The sequence below is a fragment of the Streptomyces sp. Sge12 genome, assembly GCF_002080455.1.
Lineage (GTDB): Bacteria > Actinomycetota > Actinomycetes > Streptomycetales > Streptomycetaceae > Streptomyces.
The window spans coordinates 180,755-206,088 of record NZ_CP020555.1; the positions used below are offsets into that span (position 1 = coordinate 180,755).

Here is a 25,334-nt window from a genome sequence, read left to right on the forward strand (position 1 = left end):
CCTCTACAGATGTAGAGGCGCGGACGAGCCGCACTCTACACCCGTAGAGGACGAGGAGTCGCGCGGGTCAGCCCACGAGATCCGGCGCCCGCAGCACGGCGGACGGAATGCCCCAGGCGTCGACGAGGTCGACCGCGACAGGACGCACCTTGCGGCAGAGGTCGTTCACCTCACGGCTGATCGCCTTGGAACGCTGAACCGTCAGCCGCCCGTGCTCCATGAACCAGGCCCGGTCCGCCTCGATCGTCGACAGGGCGAACAGGTCGCAGAGGAGGGCGAGCGCCGCCTTCTCGCCGCCTTCGGGCAGGGAGCGCACCTTGTCGACGAAGGCCTCCGTCACCAGCCGCTCGACGTGCGCCCGCGCGAGAGCGATGACGTGGTCCTGCACCTGCGAGAAGACGGTGCCGGGAGCGCCCTTGCGGTCGATCCCGCGTTTGATCCGCCGGGCCAGGCCGGCGAGCATGTGCTCCTCACGGAAGCGGACCATGGCGAGCTGGTACTCCGAGTCGAGCAGGCCCGCCTCCCGGTCCCACTCCTCGCCGCCGGGCAGCAGGTCGCGCACCCGTTCCAGGAGCTTGTGGGCCGAGGTCCGCTCGATGACCGTATCGACGGCGAGGCCGGTGACGTGGCGGACCATGCCGAGCTGGTCGAGGTCCTCGAACTCGCTCGCGTAGTCGGTGAGCAGCCCCTTGGCCACGAGCTGCAGCAGGACGTGGTTGTCGCCCTCGAAGGTGGTGAAGACGTCACTGTCGTTCTTCAGGGCGGCGAACCGGTTGACGGCCAGGTATCCGGCGCCGCCGCACGCCTCCCGGCACTCCTGGACGACCCGGGTCGCGTGCCAGGTGCCGAGCGCCTTCATGCCCGCGGCCCGTGATTCGAGCCGGCGCCGGGCCTGCGCGTCCTCCTCGATGCCGGAGAAGACCTCGTGCAACTGCGTGCGCAGCACGTCCTGCGCCACGTGCAGGGCGTACGTGCGGGCGATGAGCGGCAGCAGGCGGCGCTGGTGCAGACCGTAATCGAGGAGCAGCTGCTCCTCGGTGTCCGGGGCCGCGTCGAACTGCCGGCGCCGCACGGCGTACTTGGTGGCGATCGCCAGCGCCACCTTGGCGACGTTGATCCCGGCGCCGGCGACGCTGACCCGGCCCTGGACGAGGGTGCCGAGCATGGTGAAGAAGCGCCGATTGGGGTTGTCGATCGCACTCTCGTAGACGCCCTCGGGGGTGACGTCGGCGAACCGGTTGAGCAGGGCCTCGCGCGGCACCCGCACGTCGTCGAACCAAATGCGGCCGTTGTCCACCCCGTTGAGCCCCATCTTGCGGCCGTCGTCCTCGATGCGGACGCCGGGCGCCGGCTCGCCGCCGATCCGGACGGGGACGACGAAGGCGTGCACTCCCCGGGACCGGCCGTCCACCTCCAGCTGGGCGAAGACGACGGCCAGTTCGGCATGGCGGGCCGCATTGCCGATGTAGTCCTTGCGCGCCCGGTCGTCGGGGGTGGTGATGACGAACTCCCGACTCGCGCTGTCGTACCTCGCGACGGTGCCGAGCGCCTGGACGTTGGAGCCGTGCCCGGTCTCGGTCATCGCGAAGCAGCCCATGAGCTCCCCCGTGATCAGACCCGGGAGGTGGGCGTCGTGGTGGCGTTCGGTGCCCAGGTGCAGGATCGCGCCGCCGAAGAGTCCGAACTGCACGCCGACCTTCACCAGGACCGACAGATCGCCGAAGGCCAGCGTCTCGAACGCGGCGATCGAGGCACCGACGTCGCCGCCCCCGCCGTATGCGGTGGGAAAGCCCATGCCGGTCTGGCCCGTCGCGGCCATCTTGACGACGATCTCGCGCACCCGCTCGCGAAACGCGTCGAAGCCGAGTTCGTCGGCCTCTTCGAGAACGGAGGCGTACGTCACCAGGTTGGTGCGGACGAGGTCGCGGATCCCGGCGTACTCGCCGTCGAGCACCTCGGCCAGCGCAGAGACGTCGATCTCGGGCTGCACGTAACCGGTCGCAGGGGTGGAAGAAGCCTTCTCTTGGTCCATGCCGCTCCGCTACCCGACCGCGGGGCGATCAACCGGGTCGAACGAGTGGCGGGCGAGCGCGCAGTGCCGGCCGCCCGCGCCCGGAGCACCTCACAGGGCTCCGGACGCAGGCGGCGGGGGCGCGGGCGCGGGCGGGTCAGGCGTTGTCGGTCTTCGGCATGGCACCGATCATCTGGGCCAGCACGCTCCGCCGGTCCTCCCCCGGGCGTGCGCGCAGGGGACGGGCCAGCCGGTCGCTGTCGTAGTGCCAGCGGTGATCGAGGTCCCGGGGCACCGCTTCGGTCGTGCACACGTCCGCACGGGTGCCGAGCAGCTCCGTGAGGTCCAGGGCCAGGTCCTGCCAGGACACGTGGCCGCTGCACGCGTTGGCGACCCCGTGCACGGGCCGGTCCAGGCACTCGGCCACCGCACGGGCCAAGGCGGCGGCGTGCACCCAGGCGACTCCGTACCAGCCGTGTCCGCCGGTACCGGGACGCGGCAGGTCGATCGGCCGGCCCTGGCGGGCCGACTGGTAGAGCGTGCCGATGGCGCCCCAGCGCAGCTGTTCGCGCAGCCGGTCGTGCCCGCCCCAGACGATCGGTGACCGCACGGCGCTCGCGCCCCCGCGTCCCTCGGTCCCCGCGGCGCGCAGCACCATGGCCTCGCAGTCGAGCTTGGCCCTCCCGTACGGGCTGACGGGCTCGTGGGGCGGCGACTCCTCGGCGACCCGGTCCGTCCCGGGGTGCCCGTAGGCGTCGACGCTGCTGACGAAGACGAACGGTCCGCGCCGCCAGGCACCGACCATCGTCTCCATCGCCGCCAGGTCCACGTCGTGCCGGGTGAAGGTGCAGGCGGCGTGGACGACCGCGTCCGCCTGGGCGACGGCGTCCCGCAGCCCGGCCAGGTCGGAGAGGTCGCCCTCGATGACGTCGACGCCCTCGGTGTCGATCAGATGGGCGGACTCGGGCCGGGCCAGGGCCAGTACGGGGCGGCCCCGCGCGGCGAGTTCACGTACGACGAACGCGCCCACGCCTCCGGTCGCGCCGGTGACCAGCACCGTGCCCGGCCGGATGTCCCGGGAGCGGGGAGCCGGCCTGCTCGCGGCCTTCGCGGCGCTCTGCTGTGCCGCCCGTTCGTCGAGGAGCGCGGTCAGGGCCCGGGGCGTGCGGGCCTGGAGCACGTCGAGACCCGTGAGCGGCAGTCCGAGGTCCGTACGCAGCCGTTCGGCGAGCTGTACGGCCTTCAGGGAGTGGCCGCCGAGGGCGAAGAAGTCGTCGTCCGGCGACGGGGGGACGCCGAGCACAGCGGTGAAGGTGTCCCTGACCGCTTCGGCCCGGGGCCCGGACGGGGCGTTCGGTGTGGGCGGCCCGGGCAGCCGGGCGGGTTCGAGGGGGCCGGCTGCCGAGCGCGGCAGCGCGTCGAGCAGCGTGACCGTGGCCGGTACGGCCTCGGGCGCGAGCGACCGGCGCAGCAGGCCCAGCAGTTCGTGCCCCGACGGGCCGACGCTGTCGTGCAGGACCGCGTAGGCCACGGCCGGCCCCTGCGCGGGGCGGACCACCGTGGCGTCGGCGACGCCCGGGTGGGCGAGCAGGGCCTGCGCGGCCGGGTGGCGGTCGCCCTCCCGGTCGGCCCCGTCACCCGTACCGGAGCCGGAGCCGGAGCCTTCGTTCGGGCCGGGAAGGGGCAGCTTGCTCAGGGCCAGTTCCGGGTCGGCCGCGGCCGCGTGGAGCAGGGCCGCGTAGTCCCCTACGGCCGCCTCCGCCACGGTGTCGTCCAGCGCGTTCGGGTCGTACTGGACGAGCGCCCGGGGCTGTCCGGCGTCGTCGCCCGGCACCAGGCCGTAGGACAGGGTGAACTTCGCGCCGTCGGAGGGGACGTCGACGTACTCGGCCGACGTCCCCCGCAGCCGCAGTACCGTCGGCTCCCCCAGGACGTCGCAGGTGACGCGGACCAGTGCGGTGCCGTCGGCGCCGCGGGCCCCGGCGCCGAGGCGTTCGAGGACCAGGTCGAAGGGGATGTGCCGGTGGCGCTGGGCCTCGAGGAGCGCGTCGCTCACCCGCCGCAGCAGTTGGGCGAAGGACGGGTCGCCGGAGACGTCCACCCGCACCGGCAGGGTGTTGACGCACAGGCCGACCAGGCCGCGCATGGCGGTACCGCTGCGATGGGTGCCCGCCACGCCGATGACGAGGTCGTCGTCGCCGGTGACGCGGTGCAGTGCCGCGAAGGCCGCGGTGAGCGACACCGCGAAGAGCGTGGCCTGCCGCTGGGCACCCAGCGCCCGCAGGGCCTCGGGCACGGCGGGCTCCAGCGGGGCCGTGCGCACGGCTCCGGGACGCACGGCGCTCTGCGGCGCGACCGACACAGGCCGGGGCAGGCGCGGTGGGGCGGCGTCGGCCAGCAGGTCGCTCCAGCGCTCCAGTTCCGCCTCGACGCCGGGCAGGGCCTCGTGCTCGCGGCGCGCGTGCTCGGCGTACTGAGGCGGTGCGGCGAGTGCGTGCCCGCCCGATCCGTCGACGGCCGCCGAGTAGAGAACGGCGAGTTCGGCGGCCACGGTCTCCAGCGAGGCGCCGTCCACCGCGATGTGGTGGAACGTCAGCAGCACGGTGTGGTCCTGCGGGCCGTGGCGCAGGACCAGCGCCCGTACGGCGTCGCCGGCCGCGAGGTCGAACGGCCGGGCCGTCTCGCGCCGCAGCAGCCCCGGGGCGTCCGCCGCGTCGGTGTCGACGACGTGCACGGGGACCGTCCGCGGCGTCGGCAGCACCTCCTGGCAGGGCTCGCCCGCGCGCTCCGTGTAGCGGGTCCGCAGGATGGCGTGCCGGGCCACCAGCCGGGTGAGGGCGGTGGCGAACGCGGCCACGTCGAACGGACCGCGCACACGGGTGGCGAACGGGACGTGGTACGAGTCCCCCGCGCCGCCGAGCCGCTCCATCAGCCACATGCGGCGCTGGGCGCGGGACAGCGGAACGCCCCCGGCCCGCGCGGCGGTGTCGGTCGTACCGGAGGGGGCGGTGTCCTGCGGTGCCGGCCCGTCCGCGCCGGCGCTCGCACCGCGGGCCGGCTCGGCCGGCGCGCGCCGGGCGGTTCCGGCGCGGGCCCGGCGCAGCAGCTCCTGCTGGAGTTGCCGGCGGCGGTTGCGGGCCGCGGAGTCGGCGTCAGTGGGCATCGCTGTGCTCCGGGGACTCGGGGTGGAGGTCTGCGTGGGCGGCCAGGAGGGCGCGTTCGACGAGCGCGGCCTGCGCGGCGACGGTCGGGGCGGCGAAGAACTCGGCGAGGGAGAGCTCCACACCGAGCTCCTCGCGCAGGTCGTCGGTGACGGCGAGGGCGAGGAGGGAATGGCCGCCGAGGAGGAGGAACTCGTCGTCGGCGCGTGTGACCTCGATGCCCAGCGCCTGGCTCCACACCTCGGCGACGGCCTGTTCCAGGGGTGTCAGCCGCGCCGCCGGCCCGTCGGCGGGCGGGTGCTCGGCGGCATCCGCGCGCGTGGCGTGCGCACGTGCGGTGAGCGCGCGCCGGTCGACCTTGCCGGCCGGGGTGAGGGGAAGCCGCTCCAGCACGGTGACCGTGTCGGGAACCAGGTGGGCGGGCAGGACCGCGGTGAGCCGCTCGCGCAGCGCTGCGCCCTGCGGTACGGGGCCGGGCGCGGCGACGGCGAACGCGACGAGGCGCGCCTCGGGGGTGCCGGCGCCGTCGACGGTGACGGCGGCGTCGTCCACGTCCGGCTGCTCGCGCAGGGCGTGTTCGACCTCGGCGGGTTCGATGCGGAAGCCGCGGACCTTCACCTGGTCGTCGTTGCGGCCGTGGAACTGGAGGATGCCGTCGGGCCGGAGGGACACGATGTCGCCCGTGCGGTAGAGCCGCCGGCCGGCGGCGGGATGCTCGACGAACCGTTCGGCGGTGAGTGCGGGCAGGCCCGTGTACCCGTGGGCGAGCCTGCTGCCGCCGATCCACAGTTCGCCCCGGTCGCCGTCGGCCACCGGATGGCCGTCGACGTCCAGGATGTGCGCCGTGGCCCCGCAGATGGGCCGGCCGATCGGTATCGGCCCTTCGCAGTCCTGCCCGGTGACCCGGTGGGCGGTGGCGAAGGTGGTCGTCTCGGTCGGCCCGTAGCCGTTGACGAGCTCCAGCCAGGGGAAGGCGGTGAGCACCTCGCGGGCCTGTGCGGCGGCCATCGCCTCGCCGCCCACGACCACCGAGCGGAGCTGGGCGAAGACGCGGGAGCGGCGTGCGGCGAGCTGGTGGAAGAGGGCCGTGGTGAAGAACGCCACCGTCACGCCGTGCCGTTCGACGTGCCGGGCCAGGTCCTCCAGGGAGGGGCGCTGCTCGGTGCAGACGACGACTGCGGCGCCGTTGGCGAGCGCGGCCCAGACCTCGAACGTCGAGGCGTCGAAGGTCATGGGTGAGTGGAACAGGACGCGGTCGCGGCCGGTGAGGGTGACGTAGTCCGGTGCGGTGACCAGCTCGGCGATGGCCCGGTGCGGCACGAGGACGCCCTTGGGGCGGCCGGTGGAACCGGAGGTGAACATGATGAATGCCGGGCTGTCCGGGTCCGACTCGTCGACCGGCCGTCCGCTCGTGAGCGGCTCCTCGGGCAGGGCGAGGACGGGGCCGGGGAGGGTGGCCGCGTCCAGGAGCTTCGCGTCGCCGACGGTGAGCGTCACCTCGGCGTCGGCGATCATCGCCTCGGTGCGCGGCCGGGGCTGGGCGGGGTCGAGCGGCACGCACACGGCTCCGGCCAGCCACAGCCCGAGCTGCGCCACGATCGTGCGGGACGACCGCGCGGTCAGGAGCGCGACCCGGTCGCCGCGGGCGACCCCGTGTTCGCGCAGGTGGGCCGCGAGGGCGCGGCCGGCCCGCTGGAGTCGGCCGTAGGTGAGGGTGGTGTCGCCGTCCACGACGGCGAGGGCGTCGGGGGTGAGTTCGGCGTGCCGCGCGACGAGGGCCGGCAGGGCGGTCGCCGGGGTGGCGGGCTGCGCGGTGGCGGGCAGGGCGGTGGTGAGCAGGGCGGTTGCGGGTGTCATGTCAGGCTCCTTCCGGGCGCGGGGTCCGGCGCTGGTCGAGGAGGGTGGCGAAGGCGCGCAGGTCGGTGCTGCGCAGCAGTTCGGGGGCGCGCAGGCGTACTCCGGTCTCGCGTTCGACGGTTTCCAGCAGTCGTGCGGCGACGAGGGAGGTGCCGCCGGCGTCGGTGAAGTGGTCGCCGAGGCCGGTGCCGGGCCGGCCGAGGAGCTCGCGCACGGTCGTCAGTACGAGTCGCTCGGTGGCGGTGGTGGCGGCGTCGGCGAGGTCGTCCGTGGTGGCGGTCCGGGGCGGCACGAGGGCCGGGTCCGGGGTGTGGGCCAGGGCTGCGAGGGCGGGCCGGTCCACCTTGCCGTTGGCGTCGAGCGGGAAGCCGTCGACGATCCGTACGGTCGTGGGGACGGCCTGCTCGGGGAGCCAGGCGCGGACCGCGGCGAGGAGATCCGCGGCCTCGGGCGCGGCACCGGCGGCGGGCCGTACGTGCGCGACGAGGCGGCCGTGGCCGGAGCTGTCGCGCAGCACGGTGACGACGGCCGTGCGCACGCGGGGGTCCTGTTCGAAGGCGGCTTCCACCTCGGCCGGTTCGATCCGAACGCCGCTGATCTTCACCTGGTCGTCGAGACGGCCGAGGAAGTCCAGGCTGCCGTCGGCATCCATCCGTACCCGGTCGCCGGTGCGGTAGAGGCGGTCGATCGCGGGCAGCACCGGTCCTGCCGGCGGCGGGGTGAACCGGCGTGCGGTGAGTTCGGGGTCGAGGTACCCGAGCGCCAGGCAGTGGCCGCCGACGCGCAGTTCGCCCTCCTGTCCGCGGGCGACGGGGCGGCCCTCGTCGTCCGTGACGACGAGGGTGACGCCCGGCAGGGCGGTGCCGATGGGGGGCGGGGCCTGGTCACCGGCCTGCGGGTCGGTGCCGCGCATGGTGTGGGTGGTGGTGACGACGGTGGCTTCCGCGGGGCCGTAGGCGTTGTGGACGGTGGCGGTGACGTCGGCGCCGGGGCGCCGGCGCATGCGGTCGCCGCCGACGACGAGGTGCCGCAGCTTCAGGTCCTGCGGCCACGGCCGGTCCAGGAGCGGTTCGACGGTGGGCGTGGCCGCCACGGCGTGGGTGAGGCCGGTGTCGCGCCACCAGTCGGTGAGGACGTGCGAATCCCAGCGGGTGTCGTCCGGGGCCGGGACGAGGGCGGCGCCGGAGGTCAGGGCGGACCACAGTTCCAGCAGGTGCGGGTCGAACGCGACACCGATGAGCAGGGACTGGCGGTCGCCCGGTGCGAGGCCGGTCTCGGCCCGGTACCAGTCGAGGGCGACGGAGAGCGAGGACTCGGCCACGGCGACCGCCTTGGGGCGGCCGGTGGAACCGGAGGTGAGGACGGCGTACAGGGCCCCTTCGGGCGCGCGCCGGGTACCGCGGACGGAGTCGGCGAAGGCCGCCACCGCGGCGGCGGGGGCGTTGACACCTTCGGTGGGCAGCAGCAGCGGGCAGTGCTCCCCGCTGCGGTGTTCCGCGGGCAGGACATCGGGGTCGCCGATGAGGCAGGCGACGTCGAGGTCCTCGGTGACGGCCCGGATGCGGCGTTCGCCGGGGCGGGGGCCGAGCGGCAGGTAGACGGCGCCGAGCCGGGCGAGCGCGACGGCGGTCACCACGAGGGCGGTGGACCGGTCGAGGCAGACGCCGACCAGGTCACCGGGCCGTACGCGGTCGGCCAGGTCGGCGGCGACCAGCGCGGCCGCCGCGTCGAGGTCCCGGTAGGTCCAGATCTGTGTGCCGTCGATGACCGCCGGGGCGTGCGGGGTGCGTCCGGCCCAGTCCTCGAAGCGGGCGAGCACACTGGTCGGTTCGGCGGCGGGGCCATGGGCGATGCTCGGCGCGGGGCCGGTGGCGAGGTGGCCGGTGGCACGAGGGGCGGCGGCGCGAGGGGCGGCGAGGACGGGCGCGGTCGGGGACTGCATCATCACGACTCCGTGGAAAGGGTGGTGGCGGCGGCGAGGGCTTCGGCCTGGTCGGCGAGCACGGGGTTGCGGAAGAGCACCCTCAGCGGCGGGCGCGTGCCCAGCCGGGGCTCCAGCCAGGCGGCCAGCTCGGCGGCCAGCAGGGAATGGCCCCCGATGTGGAAGAAGTGGGAGCGGGCGTCGAATCGGTGGTGGCCGAGGACCTTGCGCCAGCCTTCCGTGAGCAGAGTCGTCATCGGATCGTCGGACCCGGCGGATCCGTCGGACCCGGCAGGCCCGGCGGTGGCCGTGGGCCCGGGCTCAGAGCCCGTTCCGGGCTCGATGGCCGCGGCGTGGTCGGCGTCGTCGGGGTCGAGGGCCGCCGCTCGGCGGGACAGTGCCGTACGGTCGGGCTTGCCTCCGGCGAGGGTCGGCATGCTCTCCAGCCGTGCCCACCGGGCGGGCACGAGGGGGCCGGGCAGTCGGCGGCTCAACTCGGCGTGCAGCGCCTTCTCGTCGAAGGACGCGTTGTCGGCCCCGTCCTCGAGGAAGCCGACGAGCCGGGGCCCGCCCGGGTTCTCCCGGTCCAGTACGACGGCGCAGGACCGGCCGCCCAGCACGGCGGACGCCGCCGCCTCGATCTCCTCCAGCTCGATGCGGTGGCCGCGCAGCTTGATCTGGTTGTCGCGCCGCCCGAGGAAGTACAGCAGACCGTCCAGTCCGCGGTAGCCGAGGTCGCCGGTGAGGTAGACGCGCTGCCCGCCGAGTGCGTCGACGGTCACGAACCGGGCGGCCGTCGCCTCCTCGTTGCCCGCGTAGCCCTCGGCGAGACCGGGCCCGGCGACGGCGAGTTCACCGACCGCGCCGGAGGGCAGCGGGCGGTGGTGGGCGTCCAGTACGTGGATGCGCTCGCCCGGGAGCTCGGTGCCCAGGGGGATCTCGGCGCCCTCGGCGAGGGCGTCGCGGGAGACCTCGTGGACGGTCGAGCTGATGGCGGCCTCCGTGACGCCGTACACGTTGAGCACGGTGGCGTCGGTGTCGGCGAGGACGCCGCGCAGTGCCTCCACGGGAAGGCGCTCGCCGCCCAGGACCAAGAGCCCGGGGGCCCAGCTCCCGTCCCGCAGGGCGGGACGCAGGTCTTCGCGGGTGGCGAGGAAGTAGCTGGTGGGGAGGTTGGCGACGGTGACCCGGGCGGACACCAGCAGTTCGGCGAGCTCCGCGCCCGTGGGCACCTCGTACTCGGGCAGGACCAGGCAGGCGCCGGCGTGCAGGGTCGGCAGGACCTCTTCGAGGGCCACGTCGAAGGACGGCTGGGCGAACATCAGCACCCGGTCCGAGGTGGTGAGGCCGAACCGGTCGGCGGCCGCCGTCATATGGTGCGCGAGCGCCGCGTGGCCGACCGCGACCGGCTTCGGCGTCCCGGTGGAGCCGGAGGTGTGGATGACGTAGGCGGTGCCGGGAAGTTCGGCCGTTCCGCGCGCGGGAGGCAGTTCGGGGGCGTCGATCCGTGCGGTCGGCAGGGCTTCCGGCAGGGCCGGCGTGCTGTCACCGGTGAGGACCAGCGCCGGGGCGAGCCGCTCCAGCAGCAGGCCGAGCCGGGCCGGCGGGTCGGACGGGGACAGCGGGCAGTAGACGGCGCCGGTCCGCAGGCACGCGAGCAGGGCGACGAGCGAGTCGGTCCCCCGGGGCAGGACCACGGCCACCGGCCGGCCGGGCGTCACACCGGCGGTCTTCAGCCGCTCGGCGAGCGAGCCGACGCGGTCGTCGAGCTCGCCGTAGGTGAGGCGGCGGGCGCCGCACAACAGGGCCGGCAGCGACGGGTGGTGCGCGGCCACGGGGTCCAGCGGATCGCGGTCGGCAGGGACGGACACGGGGTCGGCGGCCGGCTCGACGGCGGTCGGCTCCAGGTCGGCGAGCGGGGTCCCGGGGCTGTCGAGATAGGCGCGCAGCAGGTCCAGGAAGCGGCCGGAGAGCAGCCGGGCTACGTCTTCGCCGAAGAGGTCCATGTCGTAGTCCCAGACCAGCGTCATGCCGGGCGAGCCGTGGCGCGGGGTGACGCCGCGGCGGTCGTCCGGGAGCAGGACCACGTCGAGGTCGAAGCGGGTGGTGCCGGTGTTGAAGCCTTCGAAGAGGGTGATGTCGAGGCCGGGTACGTCGATCTCGGGCAGCGGGGCGTCGTGGGCGCTGAACATGACGGAGAAGAGCGGGTTGTCGGCGCCGGAGGTGTGCATGCCGAGCGCCCGGGTCAGCTCCTGGACCGGCACGTCCTGGTGCGGCAGGGCCCGGATGAGGGTGTCGGTGACCTCGTCCATGGTGTCCTGGGCGGGGGCGGCGCCGTCCAGGGTGAGGGGCAGCGGGATGGTGTTGACGAACATGCCCACGGCGTCCTCGTAGCCGAGGGGCCGGTTGCCGACGGCGGTGCCGATGACCATCCGGGAGCGGCCGCTGTGCCGGCGCAGGAGTTCGGCGAACAGCCCCAGGAGCGTGGAGAAGGGGGTGAGACCGCGTGAACGGGCGTGTCCGCGCAGGCGTTCGGCGAGGTCGGCGCCGATCGTCTGGCGCAGCTGTCCGCCGTGGTGGTTGCGGCGGGCACCGGGGCGGGTCAGGCCCGGCAGCGGCAGGTCGTGCTGCCGGTCGCGCAGTTCGGTCCGCCAGAAGTCGAGCGATTCGGGGGCGTACGCGGCCGCGGCCCGCTCCCGGACGTGGTCCGCGTACGAGGAGGCGGGCGGGAGCTCGAGGGTCTCGCCGAGGACGTGGGCGCGGTAGACGCGGAAGACGTCGTCGAGCAGGATCGCGAAGGAGTGCCCGTCGTGGATCAGGTGGTGCTCGACGTGGACCAGCCGGTGGTGGCGCTCGGCCAGCCGCACGAGCGTCCAGCGGATCAGTGGTGCCTCGAAGGTGTCGAGCGGTGTCTCGGCCTCGGTGCGCAGCAGGCGGGCGAAGGCCGACTCGGGGTTCTCCGCCGTGCTGAGGTCGACCGTGCGCAGCCGCGGCGCACAGTGCTGTGCGACCCGCTGGGCCGGTACGGATCCGGTGGAGGCGACGAGTTCGAGCCGCAGTCCGGGGTGTCGCGCCAGGGTGGCGTCGAGTCCCCGGCGCAGTGCCTCGGTGTCGAGCGTGCCCCACAGGTCCAGTGAGGCGGTGAAGTTGTAGGCGCGACTGCCGGGCTGCATCTGCTCGTGCAGCCAGACGATCTCCTGCGAGGAGGAGAGGGGAAGCATGGGCGATCCCTGAGGTTGTCGGGTCGATCTCCGGTGCCGGTCACGGTCGTGTCCGGCCGTCGTGCGGACGGCTTCGCGGGTCTCGCGGTGCCGCTTGCTGCGTGGGGGGGGATGCCGTGGGGGAAGCTCTGGGTGCGCAGCGGCGTGGGCTGCGCCGCGGTACCGGGTGCCGGGCGGTGCGGGGTACGCGTGGGCCTCGGGGCGTGGTGGTGGCCGCGGGTCGGCGAGGCGCCCGGGTGGGGCGCCGCGGTGGGCGTTGCGGTCGTATCGGGTGCCGGGAGCGCACGCGTGCGCGTCGTTCCCGGGGCGTGCGGGTGGTACCGGGTGGCGGGACGTCCGGGTGGCGGGGTCACCGCACGGTGTGCTCCGGGGGGCGCAGCGCGTCGGTGAGCGCGTCGAACGCCCGGTGCGCGCTCTCGTCGTCGAGTACCGCCCGGTCCCACACCATCCGCAGGCGGATCTCCGCTCCCTGGGTGACGGAGACGGCGAAGGGGCCGCGGACCGGCCTGCCGTCGATGTGGACCTCGCGGCCTTCGACACCGGCGAGCACCAGGGGCGGGCGGCGGCTGTCGTCGTCCACGGTGAGCAGTCCGTCGAGCCCTCCGGTCCAGGCCGAGCCGGCGGCCCGGGCGGCGGTCACGACGGCGTCGAACGGTACGTCGGCCCGGTCGAGGTCGTCCCACCACGCGTCGGCGGTCGCCTCCGGGCCCGCTCCCCCGCCGGGTGCGTGTCCGGTTCCCCGGCCGGTGTCGGCCGGGAAGACGAGGGTGTTGAGGAAGCAGCCGACGACCGGTTCCGCTCCCGCGGGACGGCCGCCCCACGGGTAGCCGAGCGGGACCGCGCGGTCGGGACCGTACAGCTCGCGGGCCGCGGAGCGGCAGGCGTCGAGCAGTCCGGGGAAGGACACCCCGCCGTCGTGCGCGGGCAGCCGGGCCTGGGCGGCGCCGCTGGGCCGGGCGCCTTCGGGTACGCGTGCCGGCCGGGGTGCCGGAGCGTGGGCGTGCAGCGCGTGCAGCCGCTGTGCCCAGTACGCGGCCGCCTCGGGGGTCTCCGCCCTTTCCTCGGAGTCGAGTTGGCGCAGGACCGCGTCCCGGTAGGCGGTGAGTTCCGTTTCCGTCTCCGCTGCTGCGGCGTGGGGTTCGGTGGCCTCGGTGGCCTCCTCGCCGTAGGCGGTGCCGAGTTCGTCGACGATCCGCGCCAGCGAACGGCCGTCGCACACGGCGTGGTCCAGGACGACGGCGAGGAGCTCCTCCTGCCGCTCCTCATCGGGTACGAGGAAGAGCCGCAAGGGGGGTCCCTGTGCGTCCCAGGTGTCCACCGCGCGGCGGAGCGCGTCGGTCGGCGACTCCCCCGGTGCGAGGGCCGGCCGGGTCACGGGGACGTCCGGGTCGGCGACGCTCAGGACGGGAGTGCCGCGGAGGACGGTGGGCCGTGAGCGCAGGGCGGTGTGCCGTGCGGCGAGGCGGGATGCCGCCGCCCGCAGGCGTTCGGGGTCGATGGTTCCGGTCGGGAACGCGAAGAACATGGGCACCACGTCGGGGCGTCCCGCCGGGTCGAGGGAGCGCACCAGCAGGAAGCGGCGCTGCGCTCCGGTGACCGGCAGCAGGGTGTCGGACCGGTCACTGGTGAGGCGCCGGTAGCGGGCCAGGTACTGACTCGTGATGCTGAGCACGTGGTCCTCTTCGTCGTGGCCGCGGTCGCGCGGAACGGTGTGGCGGCGGGCGGCGCCCGCGCAGGGTCGTTCCCGGGCGGCGTGCGGTGGTCAGGCGGTGGGTGCGGGGGCCGGCCGTTCGCCGCTCTCGGCGGCGGCCTTGTCCGGAGTCCCGTGGGCGGCTTCTGCGTCGGCGCCGTCGTCGTCGTGCGGACCGGGCAGGTCCCGCATCCGGCGCAGCGGGGAGAGCAGCAGCGGCAGCGGTACGGTGAGGATGCCGACGGCGCACCAGGCGAGTGCCGTACGCGACCCGTAGGACTGGGCGAGGGCTCCGCCGAGGAGCGCGCCGAGCGGCAGGGTGCCCCACATGAGGAAGCGCAGTGTGGCGTTCATCCGGCCGAGCAGCCGGGGTGGGCACATCCCCTGGCGGAAGCTGACCTGGGCGACGTTGTAGACGACGGCGCCGAAGGAGACGACGGCCGATCCGGCGGCGAAGAGGGCCGCCCCGGGGACGCCGTGCCCCGACAGGGGCCACAGAAGCGCGAACGGGCCGGTCACGACGACGGACAGGAGCATGACGCGGGCCTGCCCCAGCCCGGCGGCGAGCCGCCCGGCGCACAGGGCGCCCAGGAGTCCTCCTACGGCCGACGCGGACAGCACGAGTCCGAGGCCTCCGGCCTCCAGTCCGACGACACGGACGAGGTGCACGGTCTGCGTCGCCATGAGGACGGCCGTACTGAAGTTGGCGAGCCCGGTGGTGAGGGCGATGACGCGGAGCAGCGGATGACCGAAGACGAAGCGGACGCCCTCGCCGATCTCCTTGCGCAGTGAGCCGCCGGCCGCGGCGGGCTCGGGCGCCTGCTCCGGCTGCTTGACGCGCAGCAGGAAGAGGGCGGAGAGCACGTAGCCGATGGCGTCGACGATGACCGCGAACTGCGCCCCGACGAGCTGGACCAGTCCGCCGCCGATGCCGGGGCCGGTCACGTGGGCGGTGGAACGGACGGTCTCCAGGGCGCCGTTGCCGGCCACGAGCTGCTCACGGGGCAGGATCTGCGGCAGGTAGCTCTGATGGGCGACGTCGAAGAACACCGTCGCCACGCCGGTGACGAGCGCGACGACATAGAGCTGGGCCATGGTCAGGACGTCGGCGAGCGCCGCGACGGGGATGCTCGCCATGGCCACGGCGCGCACCAGGTCCGCGCGGATCATCAGGGGCCGCTTGCGCATGCGGTCGGTGAGTGCCCCGGCGGGCAGCCCGACGAGCAGGAAGGCGGCTGTCTCCGCGGCGGTCAGGAGGCCCACCTGGAAGGCGGGTGCTTCGAGTTCGAGGACGGCCACGAGGGGCAGCGCCACCAGGGTCACCTGGGCACCGAGCTGTCCGGTGGCAGCTCCCGCGAGTAACAGTCGGAAGTCGCGCAAGCGCATAGGGCCACCGGCGGCGGCTCGATTTGTGTCGGACATGTGAACGACCCTCATCGATCGGTCGCTCAAGAGTCAAAGCAAACCTGCCAGTTTCGGACTTGTTTTGCGGCGCTGCGGACACAGATCGGGAAATCTTTCGTGCTACCCGGGGTACAGCCGCGTGAATTGCCGTCGGCGGCACCCGCGTCGTGGGGCAGACGGGACAAGGGAGGGCGGCGGGCCCGGTGAGGGGCCGACCGGCCCTCCTTACCCTGAGTAACGGGTTCGATCCTGACCGAAAACGCACATCCGTGATCACGCTCCTGCGGAAGCAACCATTCCGTCCGCTATGCGGTGCGGCTCGCGCAGTGCCGGACGACCGAGGCCAGGTCCCCGTGCGACCGCAACAGGCTCCGCTGGACGCGCGCGCCGTTGCCGTGCTCGAGCAGGCCGGCGATTCCGGCCCGTACGAGCTCCTCGTCGCCGGAGTCGGCCAGGGCCTCGCCGACGTGCCGGTACAGCGCGTCCACGGCGGCCTCGGGCGCGGTCTCCCGCAGCGTCTCGGGGTGCAACAGCGGCCCGTCGAGTCCCGAGCGGCCCGCCTGCCAGGACGCGAGCCGGAGCAGCCCGGTGCTGACCCTGGCCGGGGGCTCACCGGCCCGCCACTGCCGGGCCGCGGTGTCCACCAGGCCGCGTACGAGGGCGGCCAGCAGGACGGGGGTCGACGCGTCGAGACACACGTCCGCCACCCTGACCTCCACCGTCGGATAGGTGGCGGACAGCCGCGCGTCGAACCAGATCATCCCCTTGTCGCGCAGCACGCCCGACTCGACCATGGCCCGGACCTCCGCGTGGTAGCGGTCCGCGGAGCCGAAGACGTCCACCGGCCCGGCCGTGGGCAGCCGGTTCCAGACCCGGCTGCGATAGCTGCCGTACCGGGTGTCCTCCCCCTGCCAGAACGGGGAGTTCGCGCTCATCGCGGTCAGTACGGGCAGCCAGGGCCGGATGCGGTCCAGTACGGCCACGCCCTCCTCGTCCGACTCCACCGACACGTGGACGTGGCAGCCGCAGGTCAGCTGCTCCTGCGCGGTCATGCCGAACTGGCGCGACACCCATTCGTAGCGGTGTCCGGGGGACATCGAGGGGCGGACGGCCAGCGGTGAGGTGCCGATCGCCGCCACGACGGCGCCGGCCGCCGCGGCGTGCCGGGCGGCCTCGGCGCGCCAGCGCAGGATCTCCTCCTGCAGCTCGCCCATCTCCGTCACCGGCCTCGTGCCGAACTCGACCTGCTCCTCCTGGAGCTCCGCCTCGAACGTGTGGCCGGACTCCTTTCCGTCCGCCGCACCGGCGGCGGTTGCGGCGCGGTCGGCTGCGGCGAGCACGGCTCCCGACACGGCCAGCGGCTCCCCGCTGTCCGCGTCCGCCAGCAGCAGCTCTTCCTCCACGCCCACGCTTCGCATGCGATCGCCCATCACTTCGTCGTCCTGTTCACCGATCGGTTGTCACCGTCTGCCCGGGCCCGCCGGGGATATGCGGAACGGACCCGACGGGCCGCGGGTCTACAGAACAGCAGGTGGCGGGGGGCTCGGGGGCGAGGCGCGGCCGGACAACGGCGACCGCGACGGTGACCGCGACGGCGACGGACTCGCAAGGGTGTTCCTCAGCGGGGACCGGGGATTCGGCCGCAGAGCACGTTGCCCGGGTCCGCCGGGTCGTCACTGATCCAGAACTGGCGCCACAGGAGGGCGAACCGCTCACGGCTGAGGTGGCCGTCGCCGTCCGGGTCGAGCAGCTCGAAGACGCCGTCCAGGTCTGCCGGGCGGCCGTTCCAGGTCTCCACGAGCCGGCGGTGCTCCTCCGGCGAGATGACACCGTCGCCGTTGCTGTCCACGGCGTCGAAGACGGTGTCGGCGGTGGCGGTGACGTCCGCGACCATGGCGGGCAGGCGGTCGACGAGGGCGAGCAGTTCGCCCATGTCGACCGCGCCGTCGCCGTTCGTGTCCCCGGCCTCCAGCAGCGCCGCCCACCAGCCCATCAGCAGCGTCTCGACCCGCGCCCGCAGCTCCGTACCGGGCTCCACGCCCGGCAGCCGGCCCCAGCGGCCGACCAGCGCCGTGAAGTCCTCCTCGCGCAGGTAGCCGTCGCCGTCCGCGTCGAACGCGGCGAACATCCCCCTGAGCTTGCGCTCCTGAAACGTGCTGGCCATGAGCGGCCTCCCTCGACGCCGAACCGAACCGCGGACCCGCCACCCACCGCTGCCGGGGGGCGGCAGCGCGTAACTATAGGTCGGCGACCGCCACGGCCCCCACGGGCACGTGTGCACGACATGTCACCCCGAGGCGGTGTACGGGGGCCCAGGGCGCAGTGCGGCGCGGGAGGCAGCACGCGCAGGAGGCGGCCCGTGCGGGAGGCGGTCAGTCGCAGGGGCGCGAGGGCTCGCTCCCGGACGGGGCCGGTTGGGCCTTCTCGAACGGCGAGGACACCGGGAAGTAGGCCTCCAGGAAGGCCGCGACGACGTTGTGCTGCTGCGTCGCCGACAGTCCGCCCTCCTCGTGTCCGGCCGGGTCCTCGTCGTCCGCGAGGCAGAAGGCGTCGTGGCCGCGCTCGGCGGCCAGCTGCGGCAGCCGTTCGATCTCGTCGCGGCGCGCGGTGCTGACGTAGGTGTGCGTGAGGTGCCCCTCGACGGCATGTCCCTCGGCGAGCGCGACGTGGGCGGCGAGGGTGACGGGCGCGAGGTCGTCGGCGCTGCGGAAGACGGAGCGGGCGGTCGCGGCGAGCCGACCCGGCAGCAGCTCCTCGACCCGGGCGAAGGCGGAACGGGTGAGGGGGTACGGGGTGTGCGCCAGGATGTGCGGATAAGTGCGGCCGACGGCCTCCTCGACGGCCTGCCGGGTGACCTTCTGGGACGAGGTGAACACGTCGTCACCGGCCCGGCTGCCCGGATCCACCGCCCGCCAGTCGTGGAAGACCTGGGGCAGGCCGGAGGGCAGGAAGTAGTTCTGCGGGCGCTGGGGGCGGCCGAGGAAGATGTCGTCGTTGAAGTAGAGGAAGTGCTCGGCCAGACCGGGGATGTGGTGGAGCCGGCTCTCGATGGCGTGGGAGTTGAACACCTCGGGGGCCGCCGGTTCCGTGGACAGCTCGCGGTGGTCGATGACCGTGATGCGGGGATGGTCGGCCGTGAGCCAGGCGGGAGCCTGGTCGTCGGTGACGAGGAAGACGCGCCGGACCCAGGGTGCGTAGGCGGCGATGGAGCGCAGGCAGTAGCGGAGCTCGCCGCGGTCGCGGTAGCGGTTCTCGGCGAGGTCGATCCCGGCGGTCTCCGCGGCCTCCGCCTCCGCGGCCTCCGCGATCTCTGCCATGTCGTCGATCGCGCCGGCCCCGGCGGGGCGATGGGGGCGACCCGAACCGGCCTCCGCCTCGGCGGCCCGGTCCCGGCGGTGGCGCCAGGCCGGGTCGGCGGCGTCCACCCAGGTGATCACCGCGTCGATCGGGAAGTCGATGTCGTCGGGGAAGCGGCTCGAGAAGCAGTCGACGACGGGGTACTCCCGGTCGTCGATGCGGCGGGTGGTGGAGGCGGCCAGGGATGGCACCCACCAGCCGTACGGGGTCTCGCGCAGCACGGCGAGGGCGCCCTCGCCGGAGTCGGGGACCTCCCAGAACTCCAGGTCGCAGCCGGTCTCGGGGCCGTACGTCAGGGTCCGGCCGGAGGTGACGACCGGCCGGTGGATGCGTACGGCCCGCACGCGAGCACTCTGCGTACCGTCCGTCCCGCGGCCCTCTGCGGCTGCCGTCCCGTCCGGCGGGCCGTTCTCGGCGGCCTCGACCGCCGCCGGGAGGTCCTCGGCGAGTACGTCCCCGGCCTCGCCGTCGGCGGTGAGCAGGCGGGCGTAGAGGGGGAGCCCGGTACAGGCGGCGGCGCAGGCCTTCAGGGCCGCGGCCCGGTCGCCGGGCGCGATGGCCACCCGGTGGACGAGTTCCCCGTCGGGGACCAGGCCGTAGGGGACGGCCGCCGCCTCCAGGGCCTCGGCGACCGCCCGGAGGCTGGCGGTACGGGCATCGGCGGGGAGCAGGTCGTCGCGTACGGTCGCCAGCCGGCCACGGTGGCGGATCAGGCCCGGCACGGTCGCCAGCAGCTGCTCCTCGCGGTCGGTGAGCCCGCTGGGCGCTGCGGTCCTGCCGCCGGTGCGCTCCCGTCCGGCGGGACCGGGCTGCGGCGGAACGCCTCCGGGCCGACGCAGCGTCCGGGCGAGTCTGCGCAGCCCGGCGGGCAGGAGTAGGCGGTGGACACCCTGCATGTACGACCTCGGTGTGCGGTGCCGGTGCGCGGCAGCCGGTCGGCCGAGCGTCCCGGGCAGGAGCGGCTCGCTCAACGGCAACGGTGGATACCTCGTTCACGCTCACTTTTGCTGTTGTTCGCTTTTCACGCAAGAGCCGTGAGTGCCGCCGTCCCGACTCACAGCCAATTCTCAGCTGCTCCGACGCCCCGACCAGGGATTCCCCGGTCCGCGGCCCGGCCGTCGGGTCGTGCTCCCCCGCCTCTGGTGCGGCGGGCGGTCGGGAGGGGATCATGGGCGCTGCGCGTTGGCCGTCATCGCCGCAGCGAGTGCTGGAGGTACGTGTGTCCGTAGCGTCGAGTCGTGCGTCCGGGAGTTCCGGGGTCCCGCTGCTCCGCGAGACGATCGGGGACAACCTCGACCGGACCGTCCGCCGCTTCCCCGACCGGGACGCGCTCGTGGACGTGGCCTCCGGCCGCCGGTGGACGTACGCGGAGCTGGCCGCCGAGGTGGACGGCCTCGCCCTGGGGCTGCTGGACCTCGGGATCGTCCGGGGCGACCGGGTCGGCATCTGGGCGCCCAACCGCGCCGAGTGGACGCTGGTGCAGTACGCCACCGCGAAGATCGGGGCGATCCTGGTCACCGTCAACCCGGCGTACCGCTCGCACGAGTTGGAGTACGTGCTCGGGCAGTCCGGAATCCGGCTGCTGGTCGCGGCGGAGCGCTTCAAGACCTCCGACTACGCGGCGATGATCGAGGAGGTCCGGCCGCGCTGTCCGGGGCTGGAGTTCACCGTCCTGTTCGACGGGCCGCAGTGGGACGCGCTGCTGGCACGCGGGCGCGGGGCCGATCCGGCCGTACTGGCGCGGGCGCAGGCCGCACTGAGCCCGGACGACCCGATCAACATCCAGTACACCTCGGGCACCACGGGGTTCCCCAAGGGAGCCACCCTCTCGCACCACAACATCCTCAACAACGGTTTCTTCGTCGGCGAGTTGTGCGGGTACGACGAGCGCGACCGGGTGTGCATCCCGGTTCCCTTCTACCACTGCTTCGGGATGGTGATGGGCAACCTCGCCTGTACCAGCCATGGCGCGGCGATGGTGGTCCCGGCGCCCGCCTTCGACCCGGCGGCGACGCTGGCGGCGGTGGAGGCGGAAACCTGCACCTCCCTGTACGGGGTTCCGACGATGTTCATCGCGGAGCTGGCCGACCCCGGCTTCGACGGGTACGACCTGTCGAGCCTGCGTACCGGGATCATGGCGGGTTCGCCCTGCCCGGTGGAGGTCATGACCGAGGTCATCGAGCGGATGGGGATGACCGAGGTCTCCATCTGTTACGGCATGACGGAGACCTCGCCCGTGTCCACGCAGACCCGGGTGGACGACTCGATCGAACGCCGGGTCTCCACGGTGGGCCGGGTCGGCCCGCACCTGGAGGTCAAGGTGGTCGATCCGCAGTCCGGCCGGACCGTGCCGCGCGGCACCCCGGGCGAACTGTGCACCCGGGGCTATTCGGTGATGCTCGGTTACTGGGGCGAGCCCGAGAAGACGGCCGAGGCCGTCGACCCGGAGGGCTGGATGCACACCGGCGACCTGGCGGTGATGGACGGTGACGGCTACCTGAGCATCACCGGCCGGATCAAGGACATGGTGATCCGGGGAGGTGAGAACGTCTACCCGCGCGAGATCGAGGAGTTCCTCCACGCCCACCCCGACGTCATGGACGTGCAGGTCATCGGGGTGCCCGACCCGAAGTACGGGGAGGAGCTGATGGCGTGTGTGCGGATGCGTGAGGGGGCCGCGCCGCTGACCGCGCAGGCCGTGCGCGCGTACTGCGCGGGACGGCTCGCCCACTTCAAGATCCCGCGTTACGTCCACGTCGTGGAGGAGTTCCCGATGACCGTCACCGGGAAGATCCGCAAGATCGAGATGCGGGCGACGGCGACCCGCCTGCTGGCGGAGGAGGCCGCGGCCGGCGACGCCTGACCCCGCCGGGTCGGCGGCCGGCCGGCACCCGCGCGCGTGGCGTGCCCGCGCGGCGAGGGCGCCCGCAGCAACATGGTGTTCACCACATCGCGCACCCGGGGTAACAACCGCTTTCTAGCGTGACCGACGTGGGACCCCAGGCATGAACAGCGGCGCCCGAGCACCCCCATGACGGTCCCTCGCTCCCCCGTCCTTCCGTACCGGCGGCGCCGCACCTTCACCGGCACCCAGCCCCACCGGGAGGCGTGGCATGAGCACCACCGAGTCACCGCAGATCACGACGGACACCACGGACACGACGGACACGACGGACACGACGGACACGACGGACACGACGAAGCCCGCCGCCGACCGGGCGGCCAAGGGGACCCGGGAGACGCTGGAGGACTACACCCTCCGTTTCGCGCCGCGCAGTTACCGCCGCTGGACGCCCATGGTGGTGGCCACCACGGCCCTCGGCGGTATCGCCTACATGGCCGACTTCTCCATCGGCGCCGGCATCGGCCTGGCCCACGGCACGGGCAACGCGCTCGTGGCCATCGCCGTCGCCGCGGTCGTCATCTTCCTCACCGGCTTCCCGCTGGCCTACTACGGCGCCCGCTACAACCTCGACCTCGACCTGATCACCCGCGGCTCCGGCTTCGGCTACTTCGGCTCGGTCGTCACCAGCGTCATCTTCGCCAGCTTCACCTTCATCTTCTTCGCCCTCGAAGGCGCGATCATGGCCCAGGGCCTCAAACTCGGCCTCGGACTGCCCCTGTGGCTGGGCTACGCCGTCTCCACCCTCATGGTGATCCCGCTGGTCGTCTACGGCATGAAGGCACTCAGCACGCTCCAGGTGTGGACCACCCCGATCTGGCTCCTGCTCATGGTCGGCCCGCTGGTCTACCTGATCGCCAACGACCCCGGCACCGTCGACCGCTTCCTCGCCTACCCCGGCACCACCGGCGACGGCGCCGTCAACACCGCCTCCGTCATGCTCGGAGCGGGCGTCTGCCTGTCCCTGATCGCGCAGATCGGCGAGCAGATCGACTACCTGCGCTTCATGCCGCCCAAGACCGAGGCCAACAAGCGCGCCTGGTGGGCCGCCGTGGTCATGGCCGGCCCCGGCTGGGTCGTGCTCGGGGCGCTCAAGCAGGCCATCGGCGTCTTCCTCGCCGTCTACATCATCGCCGAGGTCGGACCGGCCGCCGCGCCCGAGCCCATCCAGCAGTTCCGCAGCGCCTTCGACGCCATGATGCCGTCCTGGCTGGTCGTCCCGCTGGCCGTGGCCCTGGTCGTCATCAGCCAGATCAAGATCAACGTGACGAACGCGTACTCCGGCTCACTGGCCTGGACGAACTCCTTCACCCGCATCACCCGGCACTACCCCGGCCGCATGGTCTTCGTCCTGGTCAACCTGGCCTTCGCGCTGATCCTGATGGAAGCCGACATGTTCAGCTTCCTCGGCAGCATCCTCGGCTTCTACTCGAACTGCGCGATCGCCTGGGTGGTCACCGTGGCCACCGACATCGGCATCAACAAGTACCTGTTGAAGCTGTCCCCGCTCCAGCCGGAGTTCCGCCGGGGCATGCTCCACGCGGTCAACCCCGTCGGCGTCGTGGCCTTCACCGCCGCCTCCGGCCTGTCGATCGCCATGTACTTCCACCTCCTCGGCGACACCCTCCAGCCGTACTCGCCCGTCGCCGCGGCCGTCATCGCCTTCGTCCTCACCCCCCTGATGGCCGTGGTCACCAAGGGCCGCTACTACCTGCGCCGCACCGACGACGGCATCGCCGAACCCCTCCTCGACGCCGACGGCAACCCCAGCGCGGTCACCCTCGACTGCCACGTCTGCGGCCAGTCGTACGAGCGCCCCGACGTCACCGCCTGCATCACCCACGCCGCGGTCGTCTGCTCGCTGTGCCTGAGTACCGACAGGGTCGGCGACCACGTCCTGCCCGCCACCGCGTAGGTCGTCCTGCGAGGCGTCCGGGCCGCGGCCGGCGGCCCCGACGGACCGTACCGCGGCCCGCCGCCCCTCGGCAGGGCGGGCCGCGACGGCGGCTCCGGGTCAGCCGGTCCAGGCCCGGCGCACCCTGCCGTCCTCGACCTCGAAGTTCAGCCTGCCTTCGAGGTATTCCATGGTCAGCATGGTGCCGGGCGGGACCATGCGCACCGTCGTCCAGCCGTGCGTCAGTGCCCGGCGTTTCGCCTCGGCGGCGTCGAGCCCCGTGTAGGACGCCGGATCGTCGGCGGGTGAGGAACCAGAAGCAGTCATGGCTCTCACCTGCCCCGTCGGGGTGCTGCGCATGCCCGGCCGGCCGGCGGCTCGGCCGAACCCGCTGCCGCCCTCGCTCCCGCCGCTACAGCCCGTCCAGCAGGAGCCGCTTCTGCGGTTTGCCCATCGCGTTGCGCGGGACCGCGGCAATGAAACGCACCTCCCGCGGCCGCTTGTGCACCGACAGGTGCGTGGCAACGAAATCGGTCAGCTCGGCGCCCGTCACACCCTCGGCGACGACGAACGCGACGATCCGCTCCCCCAGGTCGGCATCCGGCACACCGATCACCGCCGCCTCCTGCACCCGCGGATGGTCCAACAGCGCGTTCTCGATCTCACCCGCCCCGATCCGGTACCCACCCGACTTGATCATGTCCGTGGACGCGCGGCCCACGATCCGGTGCACACCGTCCCCGTCGACGGCCGCGATGTCACCCGTACGGAACCACCCGTCCTCCGTGAAGGCCGCAGCCGTGGCCTCCGGTCGTCCCAGATACCCCGAGAACAACGTCGGTCCCACGAGCTGGAGTTCACCGATCTCGGCACCCGGCTCGGCGGCGATACGCGTACGGATCCCCGTGAGCGGGGTACCGACCGCGCCGGGCCGGACCTCACCGCCCGCCCGCCCGCTCACCGTGATCAGGGTCTCCGTCATCCCGTACCGCTCCACCGGCCGGTGCCCGGTCAGCCGTTCCAGATCGCGGAAGACCGGCGTGGGCAGGGCCGCGCTCCCCGACACCAACAACCGGGCCCCCGCCAACGCGGCCGCCGCCTGCGGAGCGGCCGCGATGCGCGACCACACCGTCGGCACCCCGAAATACAGACTCCCCCCGGCCGCCGCAGCCTGCGCATACGCCTCCGGCGTCGGCCGGCCCGTGTGGACCAGGCGGCTCCCCGTCCGCAGCGCCCCCAGAACACCCAGGACCAGCCCATGGACGTGGAACAGCGGCAGCCCGTGGACGAGCGTGTCCTGCGCACTCCACTCCCAGGCATCGGCGAGCGCATCGAGGTCGGCGGTGATCGCGGCAGTGCTGAGGACGACTCCCTTGGGGGCGCCCGTGGTCCCGGAGGTGTAGAGGATCAACGCAGGATCCTCGGACACCGCCGTCGGCGCGGCAGGTACGGCCGATGCGGCGGGTGCACGGCGGGCGAAGTCCACGTCGATGGGGCGGGCACCGGAATCACGCAGGATGTGATCGCGTTCGGCGGGCCCTGCATCGGGAGGCAGCGGCACGCACGGCACACCGGCCAGCAGTCCCCCGACCACCGCCGCGACGGTTTCGAGCGAAGGGGTCGCGGTCACCGCGAACGCCCGCGCCGGGCCGAGGGCGGCGAGGTCGGCGGCCACGGCCCCGGCTGCGCCGAGCAGTTCCTCGTAGGAAGCGGTACGACCCGCGACGCTCACGGCGTCCGCGCGATCCCCGAAAACACCCGTCAGGGCGGTCAGCATGACGGCAGCTCCGATCAGCAACGAGCAGAAACAACCCGGCCAGCCTACGGCGACCGCACGAGCCGCTCGGCACCTGTCGGCGACCTACCCTCCTTGCTCCGAACAGAGAACAGCGCGCCGGGGGGTGGGCCATCGGTAC

Annotated in this window: 14 protein-coding genes; 2 read left to right on the forward strand and 12 right to left on the reverse strand. The window is 73.6% G+C overall.

Going from position 1 to position 25,334, the window contains the following annotated elements:
* Positions 1–67 precede the first annotated feature (67 nt).
* The 10 genes from B6R96_RS00860 to B6R96_RS00905 form a co-directional block, all read right to left on the reverse strand.
* Positions 68–2,032: an acyl-CoA dehydrogenase family protein gene (locus B6R96_RS00860; protein WP_081521190.1), complete on the reverse strand. Its 1,965-nt coding sequence runs from the start codon at positions 2,030–2,032 to the stop codon at positions 68–70.
* A 136-nt stretch (positions 2,033–2,168) separates the two neighbouring features.
* Positions 2,169–5,174: a condensation domain-containing protein gene (locus B6R96_RS00865; RefSeq protein WP_081521191.1), complete on the reverse strand. Its 3,006-nt coding sequence runs from the start codon at positions 5,172–5,174 to the stop codon at positions 2,169–2,171.
* Positions 5,164–7,029 carry a non-ribosomal peptide synthetase gene (locus B6R96_RS00870; protein WP_081521192.1) on the reverse strand — a complete coding sequence of 622 codons (1,866 nt, stop codon included), beginning with the start codon at positions 7,027–7,029 and terminating at the stop codon, positions 5,164–5,166. The genes B6R96_RS00865 and B6R96_RS00870 overlap by 11 nt, the downstream gene beginning before the upstream one ends.
* Before the next feature lies 1 nt (position 7,030).
* A complete protein-coding gene (locus tag B6R96_RS00875) occupies positions 7,031–8,974 on the reverse strand; it encodes a non-ribosomal peptide synthetase (RefSeq protein WP_237291264.1) in 1,944 nt (647 codons plus the stop codon).
* Positions 8,974–12,171, reverse strand: a complete 3,198-nt coding sequence (locus tag B6R96_RS00880) for a non-ribosomal peptide synthetase (RefSeq protein ID WP_081521193.1) — start codon at positions 12,169–12,171, stop codon at positions 8,974–8,976. The genes B6R96_RS00875 and B6R96_RS00880 overlap by 1 nt, the downstream gene beginning before the upstream one ends.
* Positions 12,172–12,520: 349 nt before the next feature.
* Positions 12,521–13,843 (reverse strand): condensation domain-containing protein, encoded by a 1,323-nt coding sequence (locus B6R96_RS00885; RefSeq protein WP_081521194.1) that lies wholly within the window; start codon positions 13,841–13,843, stop codon positions 12,521–12,523.
* A 90-nt stretch (positions 13,844–13,933) separates the two neighbouring features.
* Complete coding sequence (locus B6R96_RS00890) at positions 13,934–15,247, reverse strand: MFS transporter (RefSeq protein WP_237291265.1); 1,314 nt, start codon at positions 15,245–15,247, stop codon at positions 13,934–13,936.
* Between the two features lie 323 nt (positions 15,248–15,570).
* Positions 15,571–16,683: a glutamate--cysteine ligase gene (locus B6R96_RS00895; protein WP_081524902.1), complete on the reverse strand. Its 1,113-nt coding sequence runs from the start codon at positions 16,681–16,683 to the stop codon at positions 15,571–15,573.
* Positions 16,684–16,883: 200 nt separating this feature from the next.
* Positions 16,884–17,429, reverse strand: a complete 546-nt coding sequence (locus B6R96_RS00900) for an EF-hand domain-containing protein (protein ID WP_053173862.1) — start codon at positions 17,427–17,429, stop codon at positions 16,884–16,886.
* 208 nt (positions 17,430–17,637) lie between these two features.
* On the reverse strand, positions 17,638–19,518 hold the full coding sequence (locus tag B6R96_RS00905; RefSeq protein ID WP_081521196.1) for a stealth family protein: 1,881 nt from the start codon (positions 19,516–19,518) through the stop codon (positions 17,638–17,640).
* A gap of 272 nt (positions 19,519–19,790) precedes the next feature.
* On the opposite strand from B6R96_RS00905, the gene B6R96_RS00910 reads away from it, so the two are divergent.
* The gene (locus tag B6R96_RS00910; protein ID WP_081521197.1) at positions 19,791–21,485 is read left to right on the forward strand and encodes an AMP-binding protein; all 1,695 of its coding nucleotides are present in this window, start codon (positions 19,791–19,793) and stop codon (positions 21,483–21,485) included.
* A 250-nt stretch (positions 21,486–21,735) separates the two neighbouring features.
* The gene (locus B6R96_RS00915; protein WP_081521198.1) at positions 21,736–23,439 is read left to right on the forward strand and encodes a purine-cytosine permease family protein; all 1,704 of its coding nucleotides are present in this window, start codon (positions 21,736–21,738) and stop codon (positions 23,437–23,439) included.
* Between the two features lie 99 nt (positions 23,440–23,538).
* On the opposite strand, the gene B6R96_RS00920 is transcribed toward B6R96_RS00915, so the two are convergent.
* Both B6R96_RS00920 and B6R96_RS00925 read right to left on the reverse strand, forming a co-directional pair.
* Positions 23,539–23,745, reverse strand: coding sequence for an I78 family peptidase inhibitor (locus B6R96_RS00920; protein WP_081521199.1), 207 nt, complete (start codon positions 23,743–23,745; stop codon positions 23,539–23,541).
* An 85-nt stretch (positions 23,746–23,830) separates the two neighbouring features.
* Positions 23,831–25,195 (reverse strand): AMP-binding protein, encoded by a 1,365-nt coding sequence (locus B6R96_RS00925; protein WP_081521200.1) that lies wholly within the window; start codon positions 25,193–25,195, stop codon positions 23,831–23,833.
* Positions 25,196–25,334: the final 139 nt, after the last annotated feature.

Coding starts and splice junctions, on each gene's coding strand:
- B6R96_RS00905 (WP_081521196.1), bottom strand. CDS start 19,518: ATGCAGGGTGTCCACCGCCTACTCCTGCCCGCCGGGCTGCGCAGACTC.
- B6R96_RS00880 (WP_081521193.1), bottom strand. CDS start 12,171: ATGCTTCCCCTCTCCTCCTCGCAGGAGATCGTCTGGCTGCACGAGCAG.
- B6R96_RS00890 (WP_237291265.1), bottom strand. CDS start 15,247: ATGCGCTTGCGCGACTTCCGACTGTTACTCGCGGGAGCTGCCACCGGA.
- B6R96_RS00860 (WP_081521190.1), bottom strand. CDS start 2,032: ATGGACCAAGAGAAGGCTTCTTCCACCCCTGCGACCGGTTACGTGCAG.
- B6R96_RS00900 (WP_053173862.1), bottom strand. CDS start 17,429: ATGGCCAGCACGTTTCAGGAGCGCAAGCTCAGGGGGATGTTCGCCGCG.
- B6R96_RS00915 (WP_081521198.1), top strand. CDS start 21,736: ATGAGCACCACCGAGTCACCGCAGATCACGACGGACACCACGGACACG.
- B6R96_RS00870 (WP_081521192.1), bottom strand. CDS start 7,029: ATGACACCCGCAACCGCCCTGCTCACCACCGCCCTGCCCGCCACCGCG.
- B6R96_RS00920 (WP_081521199.1), bottom strand. CDS start 23,745: ATGACTGCTTCTGGTTCCTCACCCGCCGACGATCCGGCGTCCTACACG.
- B6R96_RS00925 (WP_081521200.1), bottom strand. CDS start 25,195: ATGCTGACCGCCCTGACGGGTGTTTTCGGGGATCGCGCGGACGCCGTG.
- B6R96_RS00895 (WP_081524902.1), bottom strand. CDS start 16,683: ATGCGAAGCGTGGGCGTGGAGGAAGAGCTGCTGCTGGCGGACGCGGAC.
- B6R96_RS00875 (WP_237291264.1), bottom strand. CDS start 8,974: ATGATGCAGTCCCCGACCGCGCCCGTCCTCGCCGCCCCTCGCGCCGCC.
- B6R96_RS00865 (WP_081521191.1), bottom strand. CDS start 5,174: ATGCCCACTGACGCCGACTCCGCGGCCCGCAACCGCCGCCGGCAACTC.
- B6R96_RS00910 (WP_081521197.1), top strand. CDS start 19,791: ATGGGCGCTGCGCGTTGGCCGTCATCGCCGCAGCGAGTGCTGGAGGTA.